Annotated in this window: 20 protein-coding genes; 9 read left to right on the top strand and 11 right to left on the bottom strand. The window is 69.5% G+C overall.

Annotated features, from left to right (window positions below):
* Positions 1 to 99 precede the first annotated feature (99 nt).
* Complete coding sequence (locus FQU85_RS02240) at positions 100 to 414, bottom strand: Duffy blood group (RefSeq protein ID WP_145843925.1); 315 nt, start codon at positions 412 to 414, stop codon at positions 100 to 102.
* Between the two features lie 320 nt (positions 415 to 734).
* Here FQU85_RS02240 and FQU85_RS02245 point away from each other — a divergent pair, with 320 nt between their 5' ends.
* Complete coding sequence (locus FQU85_RS02245; RefSeq protein ID WP_240792447.1) at positions 735 to 1343, top strand: trimeric intracellular cation channel family protein; 609 nt, start codon at positions 735 to 737, stop codon at positions 1341 to 1343.
* On the opposite strand, the gene FQU85_RS02250 is transcribed toward FQU85_RS02245, so the two are convergent.
* The 3 genes from FQU85_RS02250 to thsA form a co-directional block, all read right to left on the bottom strand.
* Entirely contained in the window at positions 1344 to 2717 is a 1374-nt protein-coding gene (locus FQU85_RS02250) for an APC family permease (RefSeq protein WP_145843926.1), read from the bottom strand.
* Positions 2717 to 3112: an SPW repeat protein gene (locus FQU85_RS02255; protein WP_145843927.1), complete on the bottom strand. Its 396-nt coding sequence runs from the start codon at positions 3110 to 3112 to the stop codon at positions 2717 to 2719. Before FQU85_RS02255 ends, FQU85_RS02250 begins: the two co-directional genes overlap by 1 nt.
* 129 nt (positions 3113 to 3241) lie before the next feature.
* Entirely contained in the window at positions 3242 to 4807 is a 1566-nt protein-coding gene (thsA, locus tag FQU85_RS02260) for a thermosome subunit alpha (protein ID WP_145843928.1), read from the bottom strand.
* Positions 4808 to 4914: 107 nt separating this feature from the next.
* Between thsA and FQU85_RS02265 the strand changes: the two genes are divergently transcribed.
* On the top strand, positions 4915 to 5730 hold the full coding sequence (locus tag FQU85_RS02265; RefSeq protein ID WP_145843929.1) for an amidohydrolase family protein: 816 nt from the start codon (positions 4915 to 4917) through the stop codon (positions 5728 to 5730).
* A gap of 136 nt (positions 5731 to 5866) precedes the next feature.
* Here FQU85_RS02265 and FQU85_RS02270 read toward each other — a convergent pair whose 3' ends face one another.
* A complete protein-coding gene (locus FQU85_RS02270) occupies positions 5867 to 6781 on the bottom strand; it encodes a glycosyltransferase (RefSeq protein WP_145843930.1) in 915 nt (304 codons plus the stop codon).
* A gap of 61 nt (positions 6782 to 6842) precedes the next feature.
* Positions 6843 to 7547 (bottom strand): class I SAM-dependent methyltransferase, encoded by a 705-nt coding sequence (locus FQU85_RS02275; protein WP_145843931.1) that lies wholly within the window; start codon positions 7545 to 7547, stop codon positions 6843 to 6845.
* Between the two features lie 206 nt (positions 7548 to 7753).
* On the opposite strand from FQU85_RS02275, the gene FQU85_RS02280 reads away from it, so the two are divergent.
* Genes FQU85_RS02280 through FQU85_RS02295 form a run of 4 tightly spaced genes read left to right on the top strand, consistent with a single transcriptional unit; the run spans position 7754 to position 9953 of the window.
* Positions 7754 to 8017 carry a helix-turn-helix domain-containing protein gene (locus tag FQU85_RS02280; protein WP_145843932.1) on the top strand — a complete coding sequence of 88 codons (264 nt, stop codon included), beginning with the start codon at positions 7754 to 7756 and terminating at the stop codon, positions 8015 to 8017.
* Positions 8018 to 8048: 31 nt separating this feature from the next.
* A complete protein-coding gene (locus tag FQU85_RS02285) occupies positions 8049 to 8807 on the top strand; it encodes an MBL fold metallo-hydrolase (protein WP_145843933.1) in 759 nt (252 codons plus the stop codon).
* 36 nt (positions 8808 to 8843) lie between these two features.
* Positions 8844 to 9488: a YkgJ family cysteine cluster protein gene (locus tag FQU85_RS02290; RefSeq protein ID WP_145843934.1), complete on the top strand. Its 645-nt coding sequence runs from the start codon at positions 8844 to 8846 to the stop codon at positions 9486 to 9488.
* Between the two features lie 54 nt (positions 9489 to 9542).
* Positions 9543 to 9953 carry a TRAM domain-containing protein gene (locus FQU85_RS02295; protein ID WP_145843935.1) on the top strand — a complete coding sequence of 137 codons (411 nt, stop codon included), beginning with the start codon at positions 9543 to 9545 and terminating at the stop codon, positions 9951 to 9953.
* Here the strand turns inward: FQU85_RS02295 and FQU85_RS02300 are convergent, their stop codons facing one another.
* Complete coding sequence (locus tag FQU85_RS02300; RefSeq protein ID WP_145843936.1) at positions 9954 to 11621, bottom strand: radical SAM protein; 1668 nt, start codon at positions 11619 to 11621, stop codon at positions 9954 to 9956. It lies immediately after the preceding gene.
* A gap of 127 nt (positions 11622 to 11748) precedes the next feature.
* Between FQU85_RS02300 and FQU85_RS13230 the strand changes: the two genes are divergently transcribed.
* Positions 11749 to 11907, top strand: a complete 159-nt coding sequence (locus tag FQU85_RS13230) for a hypothetical protein (RefSeq protein ID WP_168219923.1) — start codon at positions 11749 to 11751, stop codon at positions 11905 to 11907.
* Positions 11904 to 12275, top strand: coding sequence for an Hsp20 family protein (locus FQU85_RS02305; RefSeq protein ID WP_145843937.1), 372 nt, complete (start codon positions 11904 to 11906; stop codon positions 12273 to 12275). The genes FQU85_RS13230 and FQU85_RS02305 overlap by 4 nt, the downstream gene beginning before the upstream one ends.
* Here FQU85_RS02305 and FQU85_RS02310 read toward each other — a convergent pair.
* A complete protein-coding gene (locus tag FQU85_RS02310) occupies positions 12272 to 13369 on the bottom strand; it encodes an FAD-binding oxidoreductase (RefSeq protein ID WP_145843938.1) in 1098 nt (365 codons plus the stop codon). The genes FQU85_RS02305 and FQU85_RS02310 overlap by 4 nt on opposite strands.
* A gap of 111 nt (positions 13370 to 13480) precedes the next feature.
* Between FQU85_RS02310 and FQU85_RS13680 the strand changes: the two genes are divergently transcribed.
* Complete coding sequence (locus FQU85_RS13680) at positions 13481 to 13612, top strand: hypothetical protein (RefSeq protein WP_255473799.1); 132 nt, start codon at positions 13481 to 13483, stop codon at positions 13610 to 13612.
* On the opposite strand, the gene FQU85_RS02315 is transcribed toward FQU85_RS13680, so the two are convergent.
* Genes FQU85_RS02315 through FQU85_RS02325 form a run of 3 tightly spaced genes read right to left on the bottom strand, consistent with a single transcriptional unit; the run spans position 13602 to position 15804 of the window.
* The gene (locus FQU85_RS02315) at positions 13602 to 14201 is read right to left on the bottom strand and encodes a CoA pyrophosphatase (protein WP_145843939.1); all 600 of its coding nucleotides are present in this window, start codon (positions 14199 to 14201) and stop codon (positions 13602 to 13604) included. The genes FQU85_RS13680 and FQU85_RS02315 overlap by 11 nt on opposite strands.
* Positions 14202 to 14227: 26 nt before the next feature.
* Entirely contained in the window at positions 14228 to 14686 is a 459-nt protein-coding gene (locus tag FQU85_RS02320; RefSeq protein ID WP_145843940.1) for a hypothetical protein, read from the bottom strand.
* A 23-nt stretch (positions 14687 to 14709) separates the two neighbouring features.
* Positions 14710 to 15804: a glycosyl transferase family 2 gene (locus tag FQU85_RS02325; protein WP_145843941.1), complete on the bottom strand. Its 1095-nt coding sequence runs from the start codon at positions 15802 to 15804 to the stop codon at positions 14710 to 14712.
* Positions 15805 to 15813: the final 9 nt, after the last annotated feature.

Consider the following 15813-nt stretch of genomic DNA (forward strand, 5'->3'; position numbering starts at 1 on the left):
GCCCCCTTCCTCGTTGAGATGCCCAACTGCTAACAAGTTTTGGGGGTTGGCGAGTACGGATTGTTCACTGACGGTCGGCGTATCGACTACGCGACGTGTTCACCACACGCCGTGCCAGCGACCGTAGCCAAGGACGGCGAGAACGGCGGCGACACCGACGCCGAGGTACGTCCCGAGAACCCAGAACGCCGCAAGGACGACTCCCCAGAGGCCAGCAACGACAACAGCATGTTCGAGGGTGTCGAGACGGCCAGCCGCGTACGCTGTGCCGAAGGCCACCGTCAGGAACAGGCCGAATATCGGCTGAATTGCGTACAGGAACGCCCACGCGAGGATGGAGAGCGCGACAACCCCCGCGAGTCCGTCGTAGCGGTTCGGAACATCGGCGGGCGCACGTGAGCCCGACGTAGCCATACGAAATCGAACAACTCCCTGTTGGAAAATTGTTTGGGATCAGACCCTCATCGGTCTCGGTATACAGTTTCGTCGAACCGGCCGTGCGGACGACAAGTGCGTGGGTACTTCGGCGTGGGTACTTCGCGTCCCCACCAAACGGCTGTTTCAGTGGCAACGATACCGAAAATAGGGATTCGACAGCGCCGAGCGTGTTCGACGTGACGAAGAGCGGCAGACCGAAGGCCTGACTGGCGCACGCCACCGAATACCTGCATGGACGCATTCGGTGTCATGAAGAACGCAAACGCTTCGCGTTTGCTGGCTCATCACGCGAAGACATGAACGTCTTCGACGTGATGAACGCGGTCGGGTTGGTCGCGTTCGCCATCGTGGGGTCGCTGAAGGCGAGCGACGCTGATCTCGACATTCTCGGCATCGCCGTACTTGGGTTTCTGACTGCTCTCGGCGGCGGTATCACCCGGGACGTGCTGGTGGGGCGGACGCCCGCGGCGTTCTCCGGGAGCGGGGACGTGATGTGGGCGTTCGTCGGCGTGTTGTTAGCGCTCGCACTGGCGGTCGTCGTGGACGAACGCGGCCTGCTCGACAGTCCCGCACTGCTGGTGCCGGACGCAGTGGGGTTGGCGGCGTTCGCGGCGATGGGCGCGCTCGTCGGCGCTTCGGCGGGCGTTTCCTCGTTCGGCGTGGTGGTGCTCGCGACGTTGACGGGCGTCGGCGGCGGCACCATCAGCGACGTGCTGCTCGACCGCGTGCCGTTCGTCCTCACGGAGGACTTCTACGCGTCCTGCGCGCTCATCGGTGGCGTCGTGTTCGTCCTCGCCGTGGACGCAGGCGTCGGGCGGCGGACGGCCGCGCTCGCCTGTGCGGGCGTCGTGTTCGGTCTGCGCGTCGTCGCGGTTCACCGCGAGTGGCGGCTCCCACAGCTTTGACTACTCGGAGCCCTCACCGATTCCGTCCTCGACGCGTTCCACGGCGCGTTCGAGCGTCACGGGAACCGCGTCTTCGAGTTCGCCGCGTTCGAAGTAGAGGAGCTCGACCCCGATGACGACGACGGCGACGATGAGCACCATCCAGAACGTGTTCGGTTCGCGGTTGTAGAGGTTCCAGAACATCACGGGCGCGAACGCGGCCGCGCCGACCGCGCCGACCGCGGGCGGAACGGGATGGACGTCGTCGTGGTCGCGCTCCCGGAACGCGAGGACGCTCATCGCGCCGAAGACGATGATGAACGCGAGCGACGCGAACGACGTGATTGCGCCGAGACTCCCCCACGCGCTGAACGCCGCGGTGATAGCGCCGAGCACGAGGAACGTCTTGTCCGGGACGCCGTCGACGTCGGTGTCCCCGATCTGGTCGGGGAGGAGGTCGGACTCCAGCATCCCCTTGGCGAAGTGGCCGCTCGAGAACAGGGTGGCGTTGATGGCGCTCCCGGTGGAGAACAGCGCGGAGATGGAGATGATGATCATGCCGAGCGACCCGAGGCCGAAGTAGCCGAGCATCGCGGACGCCGCGTCGCCGAGCGCGACGTGCGGATGGCTCTGGATGGCCTGCGGCGCCAGGTTCGTCGTCACCACGGCGACCATGACGTAGATGGCGACCGCGGCCGGAATCGAGATGTAGACCGCGCGACGGATGGTGTCGACCGGGTCGCCGATGCGCTCCTGGTCGTAGAAGAGGAGCTGCCAGCCCTGGAACGCGACGAACGAGATGGCGGCCGCGACCAGCGGGGTGACGCCCGTGAGGTGGCTGAACCCGAGCGACACGCTCTGCGGGGAGACGGGTCCGAGGTAGGCGAGTCCCCAGACGCCGAACGCGACGAGGATGCCGACTTTCGCGGCGACCAGGACGTTCTCGGCCGAGCCGGTGATGCGTGCGCCCGCGACGTTGAGCACGACGAACAGCGCGACGGCGAGCACGGAGATGACCGGGCGGAGCGGGAACCCGGCGTAACTGTCGGGGACGGCGTTGAACGCGATGGTGAACTCGGCGAACGCGAACGCGTACATCGCCATGGAGCCGATGTAGCCGAACAGCAGCGACCACCCGATCATTCCCGCGAGCGTGGCGTTCCCGACGAACTCCTGGACGAACGAGACGGAGCCGCCGCGCTGGTCGCCGAGGGCGTTGAGCGTGTTGTACGAGTAGCCGGCGCAGACGGCGACGACGCCGGCGGCGATGAACCCGAACCAGGTGGCGAACATCGCTATCTTCGCGACGACGCCGAGAACGGCGTAGATGCCGCCGCCGATCATGCCGCCGAGCGCCATCGAGACGCTCTCCTTCAGGCCGAACTCGTCGCTCATCACGAACCCCCATAAATCGTCGTCTCTGTTTCACCGTCGGGGCCGAATCGCGACCCCCAGACGGCGACGACGGCGACGAGCGCGATGACGAGGACGGCGACGACGGCCGTGCTCCAGAAGAACAGCGTGCCGTGCGGCTGGACGAGCATCGCGCCCGTGAGCACGATGCCGGCGACGACGACGAGGAGCCAGAGCGATGAGAGTTTCGCCTCCGGGTCGCGGGTGAGCTGGACGAGGTAGAACGCCCCGAGACCAGCGACGACGAGGCCGAACAGGGCGTTTTCGGTGGCGTTCTCGGGAGTCGTGAGGACGAACGGCGACGCGGCGAGCCAGGCCCCGAGAACCGTGATGGCCGCCGCGATGTACGTGACGAGGCGCGCGTACCGAAGGGTCACGTCTCACCACCCGCGGACGCGACGAGCGGACAGGCGTGGTTCGACGCGGCAGGCGACGACGCGCGAAGCATGCGAGAACAATCGGAGAAAACGGACTAAAGGATTTGGGCCGAACGCGAGGGCGCGGGCTCAGTTCGCCGCGATGATGTCGTCGATGCGGACGACAATCGTCGCGGCCTCGGTGGCGGCGTCGAGCGCGTCGCGCTTCACCGCGGCGGGGTCGAGCACGCCGTGGTCGACGGGGTCGGCGAGCGCGCCGGTCTCGCCGTCGGTGACGATGCCCGCGCGTCCGGTTTCGTTCGCGGCCCGGAGGTCGACGAGGGCGTCGATGGGATCCATGCCGGTGTTCTCGGCGAGCGTGCGCGGGAGGACGTCGAGCGCGTCGGCGAACGCTTCGGCGGCGAGCTGGGCGCGGCCGTCGATCGACGGTGCGCCCTCGCGGATGGCGTCGGCGAGCACGATTTCGGTGCAGCCGGCGCCCGGGACGACGCCGTCGCCGGCGAGCGCGACCGCGACCACGTCGAGCGCGTCGCCGAGCGCGCGTTCGAGTTCCGCGGCGACGTGCTCGGTGCTGCCGCGCACGAGGAGCGTGACGGCGCGGGCGTTGCGGCCGGCCTCGACGAACGTCAGGTCGTCGTCGCCGTACGTCTCGACGCGGACGGACGCGGCGTACCCGAGGTCGTCGGGGTCGATGTCGCGCACGTCGCCGAGCGCGAACGCGCCGGTGGCGGACGCGATGGCCGCCGCGTCGGAGGACGACACGTTCGCGAACACCGCGACGCCCCCGTCGGCGAGGGCGGCGGCGGCGCGGGAGTCCACCGTCTTCGTGCAGAACACCACGTCGACGCCGGCGTCGGCGAGGAGGCGCGCGTACTCGCGGAGTTCGGCGGCCTCGGCGTCGAGCGCGGCGTTCAGCTGGTCGGCGCTCGTGACGGCGTACTCGACGTTCGCGCTGGTCTCGCGGGTGTCGAGCTTCGCGTCGAGCACGGCGACGGTCGCGTCGGACACGTCCCGGGGCATGTCATCGCGGACGGGCGAGTTCTCCGTGACGACGCCCTCGACGAGCTCGGTCGCGTCCGCGGACGGGCCGGCGAGCGTGTGGACGCGCACGTCGTCGCGGCGCACGCGCTCGTCGTCTTCGACGTGGCGGATGGCGGCGACGACGAGGTCGGCGAGCCGGTCGGCGGAGCCGTCGCCCGTGCCCTTCCCGGTCATGCTGGTCGCGGCGACGCGCGCGAGCAAGGCGTCGTCGAGTTCGGCGTCCAAGGCGAGGTCGTCGAGCGCGTCGAGCGCGAGGTCGCGGGCGGCCGCGTACCCCTCGACGACGGTCGTCGGGTGGACGTCGCTGTCGAGGAGGTCTTCGGCGCGCGCGAGGAGGTTCCCGGCGAGCACGGCGGCCGTGGTGGTGCCGTCGCCGACCTCGTCCTCCTGGGTTCGCGCCACGTCCACGAGCATCTTCGCGGCGGGGTGTTCGATGTCCATCTCCTCCAGAATCGTGACGCCGTCGTTCGTGACGACGACGTTCCCCGTGGCGTCCACGAGCAGCTTGTCCATGCCTTTCGGGCCGAGCGTGGTGCGGACGGCGTCCGCGACGGCTTTCCCGGCCGTGATGTTCGAGGAGTGCGCGTCGCGACCGCGGGTTCGCTGGGCGTCGTTTCCGAGGATGAAGACGGGACTCATCGTGTTCGCTGCCATGCTGTCCGGGAGGATTGCGAGTCTACATATACGTTGCGCGACACGTGATAGCAGTCGGCCGCAGAGCGACCGGTAGGACGAAATACACGGCTCTACCTCGTAGGAGCATGCTGGAACTCGAACACGGGTTCCGAATCGTGGACGTCCACGCGCGCCTCCACGCCGGCCCGGAACCCCCGCTCCGCGGCCGCGACGTGGACGCCGAGGGGCTGGAGCGCGAACTCCACCAGGCCGGCGTGGTGCGCGCCGCCGTCTTTCCCGGCGAGCAGGCGAACGAGCGCGGCTACCTCCGCGCGAACAACGCCGTCGCCCGGCAGACCGTCGAGCGGCCGTTCGTCGCGCTCGCCCGCATCGACGGCCCCCGCGACCCCGGAACAGACGCGGCCTCGCGCCTCCGGAACCTGCGCGTATCCCGCGAGAGCTACCACACCGACCCCGACGACGTGGAGCAGTACGCGTACGACGACCGCTTCCACGGCTTCCGCCTCCACCCGCCCCGCGACGGCCTCCCCGACGCGGAGACGCTGGACGCGCTCGGCGACGCCGACCTCCCGGTTCTCGTGCACGCCGGCCGCGACTTCCCGCCCGAGACGGTCGCGGACACCCTCCTCGACCGCGGGTTCCCCGTGATTCTCGGGCATTTCGGCGGCCATCCGCTCGACCGCGACGCGATGGCGGACGCGCTCGCCCTCCTCGACCGCTACGACGGCCTCTACCTCGACACGAGCGCCGTCCGGTACCGCGACATCCTCGAACGCGGCATCACCGAACACCCCGACCGGGTAGTGTTCGGGAGCGGGACGCCGAGCGTCCACCCCGACGTGGCCGTGATGGAGATACTGACGCTGGACGTGCCCGAGGACTTGATGGGGCGTGTGTTCTCGAAGAACCCGGGACGCGTCATCGACGCCCTCCGCGAGTGACGCTCACTCCGGGAGAACAGAACCCGGGACGCGTCATCGACGCCCTCCGCGAGTGACGCTCACTCCGGGAGAACAGAACCCGGGACGCGTCATTGACGCCCTCCGCGAGTGACGGGCAGGGTGTGCGTCGGGGGGATTAGTCGTAGCGGGCGAGGGTGCGGTTCATGCGCTGGGAGATGCCGTTTGGGTTGCGGCGCGGCGGGTCGTCGGCGCGGCGCGCGCCGAGGCCGTCGCGTGCGCCGCGGACGGTGTTCTGGAGGACGGCGCGGCCGTCCGCGGCCCATTCGGAGGGGCGTTCGTCGCCGGTGAGCACGTCCCTGGCGACCCGGAGCGCGTCGGTGAGGGCGTGGCGGCCGATGCGGTAGGGGACGGTCGGGTGGACGCCGTAGTTCTTGGCGAGACGGTAGGCGAGCGACCGGTACTTCACGCCCCAGAGCGGCACGTCCGCGTCCGCGGCGACCCGGTGGGTCACGTCGTCGGCCTCGGTGCGGACGACCGCCATGCCGGGCTGCCAGGCGACGGTTCTGTCCATCTCGGCGAGTCGGTGGGCGGCGTCGCGGGCGGCGCCGGTTTCGAGGTACTCGTCGAAGCCGTCGAGCGCCTCGATTGCGTCCCGCGTGAGCGCGACGTTCCCGCCGGCGAAGTAAGTGACCTCGCGGCCGCGGATACGACGGCGTTCGACGGATTCCGTGGTGTGGCCGCCGGCCACGTCGCGGTGGACGGGACCGGTGACGGCGTCCGAGCCCGCGAGTCCGTCGCGGACGGCGGCAGTCCAGCCTTCGCGGACGCAGCTCGCCTGTCCGACGAGCGCGAGCGCGTCACCAGTCGCTGCGGCGAGACCGGCGTTCCGGGCGGCGTTGACGTTGCGCTCGGAGAGTTCGAGGAGTACGTCGACCGCCGGGTGGTCGCGCACCAGACCGCTCGTCCCGTCCGCGGACGGGCCGTTCACGACGACGACCTCGGCGTCCGGCGCGTGTGCGCCGAGCGAGTCGAGGGTCGCCGCGAGACGATCCCGGGCGTTGAGCGTGGGCACTACCACCGACAGGTCCATACGGAGGGGTTCGGACGTACGACCAAAAACATCCCGGCACGCCGTCGAGAAGTCCGGAACCTTACACTCTCGCGTCCCAGTAGGAGACGGACGCGAGCGCGTCGCCGACGCGCGTCCGACCGAGTGAGGTGTCCGCGGATCGCAGTGTGTTCGCGAACCAGTCGGGGAGTTTCCGGTAGAGGCCGTAGGGGAGGACGAAGTCGTGTTCCGCGTCCGCGAGGCGGAGGTTCGCGCCCGTGACGAGGTCGCGGACCTCGTCGTCGGAGTAGAGCCGCGACCCCATCGGGAGGAGCCAGTTGTAGAGCGAGCGCGTCGAGGTGTCGTTGAAGGTGTCGAAGAACACCTGGGTCTTGGAGACGCGCGCCATCTCGCTGAGGAACTTCGCGGGCGTGTCCGCGAGGTGGAAAAAGCGCATCGCGAACACGGTGTCGAAGTGGTCGTCGGGGAACGGGAGGCGGGCGGCGTCGCCGCGCATGAACTCGAGGTGGTCGTCCACGCCGGCGGCGCGCGCCTTCTCGCGGCCCTCCTGAAGCATCGCGCTGGAGATGTCGAGGCCGACGATGTCGGCGCCGCGGTCGGCGAGCATCACGGTGAATCGGCCGGTGCCGCAGGCGATTTCGAGGACGCGTTTGTCTTCGACGGGCCCGATGGCTTCGAGGACGGCTCGTTTCTCGCGCCGGTCGATAAGCTGTCCGCCGCGGGAGAATCGCTTCTCGTCGTACTCCTCCGCGACGTCGGAGGCCTGATACCACTCCTGTCCCTTCACGCTACCTTCACGTCCACGCCCAGCCCCTAAAACCGTACTGGAACGCCGGAGGGGAGGCGGTGACGACGCGGTCGAGACGGACGCGGACGACGGCCCCGTTCTGCCTTCGCCCCGCGAACCAACCAGACCCATTACATAATATTGTATTAATCCATTAGACACCAGTATAGCCAACCTTTACGTATAGCTGTGTGGCAGTAATTGTCATGAGTACGACCGCGGAGCAACACGTAGCTACGGACGACGAGGAATTCAGGGAGCGCCTGCGCGAACTCCCCCCGAGCGCGAAACTCGTCGCGAAGGTTCTCGAGATGGACTCCCCGCTCTCCCAGGGCGACCTCGCCGAGGAGACCCTCCTCCCCGACCGCACCGTCCGCTACGCGCTCAACCGCCTCGACGACGCCGGCCTCGTCAGCGCCCGGTACAGCTTCGAGGACGCGCGCAAGCAAGTGTACTACCTCGACGCGTAGCTTTTCCTCCCCGCACGCCCACGTCCCGGGTGTGTTCGAACGCATCTCCGTCCCCGTGGCGACGCGCGCCCCGACGGGCGCGACGAACGCCTACCTCGCCGACGGCGTCCTCCTCGACCCCGCCGCCCGCAGCGACGCGCTCGACCGCCGCGTCGCCGACCACGACATCGACCACATCGCCGTCACGCACGCTCACGAAGACCACGTCGGCGCGCTCGCGCACTACGCCGCCGAGACCGGGGCGACCGTGTGGGGGCGCGCCGGCTGCGAGGAACGGTTCGCGGCCGCGACCGGCGTCGCGCCCGACCGGACCTTCCGCGAGGGCGACGCCGTCGGGCCGCTCACCGTGCTTGAGACGCCGGGGCACGCGCCCGACCACGTCGCGTTCGCCGCCGGCGACGAACTCGCCATCGGCGACCTCGCGATGGCCGAGTCCAGCGTCTTCGTCGGCACCCGAGACGGCGACATGCGAGCGTACTACGCCAGCCTCCGCCGCCTCCTCGCGGGGGACGCCGGCGCGCTCCACCCGGGCCACGGCCGCGCCATCGCGAACCCGGACGAGCGGATTGCCGGGCTGCTCGCGCGCCGCGTCCGCCGCGAGCGGAACGTCGAGCGCGCCGTCCGCGAGGGCGCGCGAGCGGTCGACGACATCGTGGACGCCGCGTACGCCCGGAGCGTCGCGGACGTGCGCGACCTCGCGACCGAGACGGTTCGCGCGCACCTCGAAAAACTCGATGTCGAGGGCCGCGTCCGCTGGTATCCCGACGAGGACCGCGCGACACCCCCGTAGCACGGGGCTTTTCATCGCCGAGCGCGACCATCCGGTATGGAGTCGCTCGAAGCCGAACTCGAACGCGCCCGCGAACTCGACGAGTCCGCGCTGGCGGACGCCATCGAGACCATCGGCTTCGAGTGCACGCGGTGCGGCAACTGTTGTAAATCCGAGGACGAGGATCCCCATACGGCGACGGTGTTCCCGGACGAGGTGCGCGACCTCACGGACGAGACGGGCGGCGAGTGGCGGGACGTGGCGCGCCCGATGCCGTACGGACTGGACGAGAGCGGCGAGGGCGAGACGTTCGAGTGGGCGCTCCAGACCGACGCGTGCGGCGACTGCGTCTTCTACACCGAATCGGACGGTCGGGGGGCGTGTACGGTCCACGACGACCGGCCGCTCATCTGCGAGACGTACCCGTTCAGCGTCGCGCTCGGCGGGACGAGCCAGCCGATGGGCGAGGCCGTCGACGAAGCCGGAATGGTGCGCGCCCACGAGTGCGAGGGGCTCGGCCGCGACATCAGCCGCGAGGACGCCGAGTCGTTGGCGGGCGCGCTGAGAGCGCGCGCGATACGGGAGCTGGAGGAGGCTATCGCCGTCCGCGAGAACTACGAGCCCGCGCGGCCGTCCTCGGGCGCGGTCGTCCACGACTCGGAGGGCGCGAAACGCCCCGACGGAACGCCCTACGAGGGGTAGCGCCCCCATACTACTAAGACCACCCCCTCCCTGCGTTTGGATGAGTGTCTGACTATGGAAATCTCTGAGAAACTGCTGTGTCTGTTCAATGGCGAAGTCACCGTGAACGACGACGAGTACGTCGTTACCGTCCCGAAGAGCGAGGTCGAAGCCGGTTCCATCGACCCCGGCGAAGTGTACCGGGTCGCGCTCATCGCGCGGGACGACGAGACGGAGAACCGAACGGACGACGAACACGACCGGCGGGCGGCGGGCGAACCCCAGCCGCCCGTCGAGGAGGGCGAAATCCGGTACGTCGAGGTCGAGGACATCGGCAAGCAGGGCGACGGCATCGCGCGCGTCGAGCGCGGCTACGTCATCATCGTCCCCGGCGCGGACATCGGGGAGCGCGTGAAGGTCGAAATCACGGAAGTGAAGTCGAACTTCGCGGTCGGCGAAATCATCGACGAAGAAGTGACGCAGTAGCTATACCGAGAGGAAGCGCGAGAGGTCGACGTCGGCCTCCGGGAGCGTGTCGTGGGGGCGAGCGACGACGATATCGCCCGCGGTTCCGCTGCCGATTCCCGGAATCGCGGTGAGTTCGTCCATCGACGCGGCGTTCACGTCGAGCGGGTACGGAACGCCCGTAACGGACCGATACCCGTGGTCGGTGATGACCACGTCCGTCGTCCGGCCGAGCTCGCGCTCGCCGGGGACGGCGACGAGGAGGCTGTACGTGCCGAGCGACCGGCCGAACGTCTTCCCGTCCTGATGGTACTCGAAGTGCACGTCCTCCAGTATCGCGCCCGGCGGGACGACGCGTTCGAGCATCGGCTGGTCGATCCCCTCCCGAACCTCCTGTTTGTACTTCTTGAAGCGTTGCTTGTTGGCGTGCGCGACGTCCGCGCCGGTCTCGTCCATCTCGGTGCCCTCGAACGCCATCACCTGCCGGATGTTGATGCGGCGGAGCATCAGGCCCTCGTCGTACACGTCGCGGAGGAACTGCTTGTTGTGCTCGTAGGTCTCCGGGCGCTCGCCCGCGAGGCCGTGCAGGAGGTTGATGCCGGGGAGGAGTTTCGGGAGGCGGGGCGCGTCGTCGTCGCGGTCGGGCCGCCAGCCACCCGCCTCGTTCACGACGCGCACGGCCTCCAGGCACTCGTCGGCGGTGACGAGGAGGTTGTTCTGCTCCTGCACGACGGGGTCGGCGGATTCCAGGCCGAACGCCGCCGTGTCCCCGGGCGTGTTGTGTTCGGCGATGACCTCGATGGCCTCCCGCGACTTCTCGGGGTAGTCCGTGATGGTCACGGGGTTCATGTTGTCGAGGTGGAGCGTGCGGAGGTCGGGCGCGACCTCCCGAATCCCGCCGTAGAGGTCGCGTAATGCACCGGGGTTCGGGGCTTCGCCGTCCCCGCCGAACGCGAGGATGTCGGCCTGCCGGCCGAGCCGGAAGTCACGGACGCCCGCGTCACTGAGCGCGTCCACCTCCTCGACGACGGAGCGCGCACTCCGGAACGAGGGGTCGCCGTACATCGGTTCCGTGCAAAAGGAACACCGGTACGCGCAGCCGCGTGAGGTCTCCATCTCCGCGATGAGGTAGTCGGGATAGTTCGGGTGCTGTTCCACCACGAACGCGCCCTGTTCCGCCCAGCGGTCTATCTCCTCGTTGTCCCGGTAGCGGTTGTTGAATCCCTCCAGTCCGCTCGCCACGAGGTCGTGCGCGGCCGCCTCGATGTCGGCCATCGCGAGGAAGTCGAAGTCGAGATCCTTGCGCTCCATCTCCGAGGCGCCCGCGTTCTCCTCGCCGACGCCGAACCGGATGGGGCCGCCCATCAGGCTGGTGCCGTTCGCCGTCCACGCCAGCTCCCTGACCTCGTCCGGTTCGGCGGGCGTGCCGCCGACGTAGCTCCCGGGAACGGTCATCCCGCCGATGTAAATCATCAAATCAGCCTGTTCCACGTCGAGCCAGCGCGAGCGCTCCTCGCGCAGCGCGTCGATGGTGTAGTACGTGACGTTCTCCGCGGGGACGCCCGCGTCCACGAGCGCGCCCGCCGTGTACCGCGGATACGTCGAGATGTAGGGGGGGACGCCGAAGTGCGCGGGCTCGTCGACGTAGCCGTCCACGAGCACGACGTCGAGGTCTCCGGCAGCAGTCATAGGGGAACGAAGAGCGCGAGCGAATAAAGGCTACACGAAGATGTGACCGGCCGCGGGACTCGCCGGGCGGAGAAAACCGTGCGGGCCGCCCACGGGACTTATGCCGCCGCCGGTGGTAGTTCTCAGTATGCCCGCGACGCTCGAAGTGCGGTGTACGAGCGACGACTGCGAGATGGATATGTTCGAACTGCACTACACGTACGACATGCCGGACGACGTCGGCGTCGCCGACTTCCAGTGTCCGTACTGTGGCGGCACGGAGTGCCTGGAGGAGTTGTCGCCGTGAGGTTCGAGTCGGTTGGGCGGTCGGTCGGGAACGCCGTGCTCTCCCGGCTCGGCCGCGCCGCGAGCAGAGTGAGCGAGGAGACGCCGCTCCCCGTCGACGTGCTGGAGGGCGAGGACGAGTACCTCGTCGTGTTCGACGTGCCGGGCGTCGAACCCGGGGACGTACAGGTCGGGTACGTCGACGGCGCGGTCGAGGTCCGACTCGACCGCTTTCGCGACCCGCATCCGGGCTTCGAGATGCGGTACCCGGGACGGGCGCTCGCGCTCGACGGCCGCGCCGACCTCCCCGACGACGCCGACGTGGACGCCGACGCGGCGCGCGCCGAACTCACTAACGGGACGCTGCGCGTCTTCCTCCCGAAAGTCTAGTCCGGGTCGCTCCCCGAGCGAACCTCGAACGGTTCGTCTCCCGTGAACCGCGTCGGGTCGAACGGCGCGATTCCCTCGCGTTCTCCCAGTACCTGTTCCGCGATGGCTTCGCCAGTGGCTGGTGCGCGCATGAATCCGTGGCCCTGCCAGCCGGCGGCGACGAACAGTCCGTCGCGGAGTTCGCCGAGCAGCGGGTTCCTGTCAGGAGTGGCGACGCAGAGGCCGGCCCACGCGCGCTCGACCGAGAGGTCGGCGTCGGGGAGGCGGTATCGGAGCCGGTCGAGCGTCTCCCGAACGAACTCGTCGTCGGCCGTTCGGTCGTACGTGTCGGGGTCGAACTCGCGGCGCTGCGTGCCGTCCCCGGCGAGCACGCCGCGGGCGTGGGGCCGGGCGTAGTAGTCGCGGTTCGCGTCCCAGAACAGCGGGACGTCGGGGCCGGACGCGACGAGCGCCTGCACCCGATATGGCTTGAGCGGCACGCGAATCCCCGCATCCACGAGCACCTGTTTCGTGTGCGCGCCCGCCGCGACGAGCACCGAATCGTAGGGGGTTCCGTTCACGCGCGCCGGGTCGAGCGCCACCGCGGCCGGCGTTCCCTCCCGAATCTCCGCGCCCGCCTCGCGGGCGTTCGCGGCGAGCAGGTCGGCGTACGCTCGGGGCGTGGTGTAGCCCGCGTTCCGCGCGACGGCCGCGGCCGTGATATCGTCGGTGCGGAGCGCTGGGTACTCCGCGGCGAGGTCGGCGGGCGTCAGGCGTTCCACGTCGAGGCCCTGGGCGCGCATCTCGTCCGCGTCCCGCGCGATGGCGTCCGCCGCCGCGCCGGGTTCGGTGGCGAACCAGACGTAGGGCGCGCGCTCGAAGACGAAGTCGCCCTCGCCCGAGAACGCCTTGAATCGCTCGATGGCGCGCTCCGCGATGCGGGCGTCCACGTCCTCCGCGTACGCGTCGTACAGCAGGCCGGCGGCGCGGCCCGTGCTCTCCGCCGCCACCTCGTCGCGCTCGTACAGCGTCACGTCCGCGCCGCGGCGCGCGAGGTCGTACGCGGCGGTGACGCCGACCGCCCCGCCGCCGACGACCGCGACCGACTCAGTCATATCCGAGAGAGCGCGTTCGCAGTACTTAGCGTCCGTGCCTTCCGCCCTCGGTTACTTTCACTTTCACCGCGCACGGGTCGACTTGATAACCGAACGCGAGAACACACGTGTATGGCCGCGAAGCAATCCGAACGAGTCGACGTGTCCGACCTCCCCCTGAACCAGATGGAAGCGTTCGTCGCCGGCGCAGAGGACGTGTACGTCGAACGCACCCCGGCGAAGACCTACGTCGTCACCGAGTAGTCTCCGTCTCCGTATCGACGACCCGGTCGGGCTCCCGGGGTGGCTCCCAGTCGAGCGCGAGGTCGAGGAACTGCACGAGGATGCGGCCGGTCGCGCCCCAGACGGTGTAGCCGTCGACGTGGAAGAAGTGAACGACGGCTTCGCCGTACCGGGGGTGGGTGCGGTGTTCGACCTCGTAGTTCTCGGGGTCGGTGAGTCCCGATATCGGGAGGAAGACGACTTCCGCGACCTCGCGCTCGTCGGGCGTGTACTTGCGGTCGGGGACGCGCGCGACGAACGGCGTCACGGCGTACGAGGACGTGGTGCGGATGTCGTCGAGTTGCCCGACGAACTCGACCTCCTCCGAGCGCAGGCCGACCTCCTCGTTCGACTCGCGGAGCGCGGTCGCGCGGAGGTCGCGGTCGCTCGGTTCGCGGCCGCCGCCGGGGAAACTCATCTGGCCGGGGTGTTCGCCGAGGTGGTCGGCGCGCTTCGTGAACACGAGCGCGGGGCCGTCGGGGCGTTCGACGACGGGCGCGAGCACCGCGGCGTCCCGGTCTTCGTCCTCGATGGTGACCGGCTCGTGCGCGGCGACCCGACCCAGGTCCATGGAGGAGGGTACTTCCTCGTCCGCCATTAACCCTCCCGTCGGTCGGCCAGTCGCTCCCGGAGGCCCGCCGCGTCGATGTCCGCCCACGTCTCCGCGTCGTACGTCACGTCGAGCAGGAAGTCCCGGCGCTCGTCGTCGGGGTCGTCGGCGAGGTCGGCGGCGAACCGGGCGCGGAGGGCGTCCGCGAGCTCGTCCCGGGGCACGTCCCGGCGCTCCACGTCGAGAATGTGGGGGAGGTCGGGGCCGCCGTCGGGGACGGTGGGGAAGGCGGCGGGCCCGGGGACGATGAGGTCTGTGTCCTCGCGGGGGACGGCGACGAGCGCGTACCGGTCGATTGCGCGCTCGATGGCGGCGTCGACGGCGTCCGCGTCAACGTCCTCGCCGCGCTTGAACGCGAGTTCGTGGAGGGCGTCCGCGAGCTCGTCGCGGGTGAGCGCGCCGAACAGGTCGACGACGCCCGCGAGCTCGTCGAGCGTGCGATCCATACCCGTGTGAGTCGGTTCCTCGGTTATGAGTCTACCGCGTCTAGATCGGCCGCCGCGGCTTCGCGCACCGCGTCCGGGGAGAGCGCCGTGTCCCGCCAGGCGGGGAGGCGGTCGTCGTCCGTTGGTGGTCGGACGGCGTCCGCGTACTCCGCGACCTGCGCGCGTTCGTCCGCGGGGTCGTAGTCGAGGTCGTTGAACGCGGCGTCCGCGGCGTACCCCCGAACGTATCGGTGCGCCGTCTCGCGGTAGCGCTCGGGGAGCGTGTCGTAGTCCACGTTCACGCCGTGATCCTCGCAGGCGCGGAGGAGCGCGCCGACGACGCCCGCGCTCATGTCCGAGAGGCCGGACGGCCCGGAGACCGCGCGGTGGTCGTGCTCGTACCGCCCCAGATCGACCTGCGCGGTACCGTCGAACCCGGCAGCGTCGTAGGCCTCGCCGAGCGTTCCGACTTCCAAGCCCCACGTTCGGGGGACGCGGATGGTGTGCGCGACTCCGCTCGTCATCGCGCACTCGCCGGCGAGCGCGTACCGGAACGCGCCGAGGTAGTCCAGAACCGGTTCGTCAGAGCGGGCGTCGAGCGCCTCGACGAGCGGTTCGTAGCAGAGGCGAAAGAGCCGGCCGTAGAGCCGCTGGTTCTCGACGCGGGCGTAGTACCCCTTCACGAAGTCGAACCCCGAGTCGAGAGGGTGGAGGAGTTTCGGCACGTCCCTGGCGGAATACGTCTTCGTGTCGGCGTCGTGGACGGCGACGTAGGGGGAGTCGGCGGCCGTGCCGAGCGCGAGCCAGATGTCGCGGCCCTTCCCGGCGTCGCCGTTCAGGCCGTGTTCGTCGAGCAGGTCGGCGACCCGGGGACCGTTACACCAGAGCACGTCCAGCGGAACGTCGAAGGAGTCGAGCCAGTCCGCGAACGCGCCCGCCTTCTCTGCCGAGGCGCGGAGCGGAACGACGACGCGGTCGACGTCGAGGGTTTCGAGCGTCGAGAGCACGCTCTCGGGCGCGAGGCCGCCGTACTCGCGTTCCGTCATCGGGACGACGACGGTCGCGCGCTCGGTCGGCGCGTCGGGGTGGGCGTCCCCGTAGTCGTGGAGCGTCGCCACGCGCTCCTGCGTGTAGTCCATATCCCGATG

This window comes from Salarchaeum sp. JOR-1, assembly GCF_007833275.1.
GTDB lineage: Archaea > Halobacteriota > Halobacteria > Halobacteriales > Halobacteriaceae > Salarchaeum.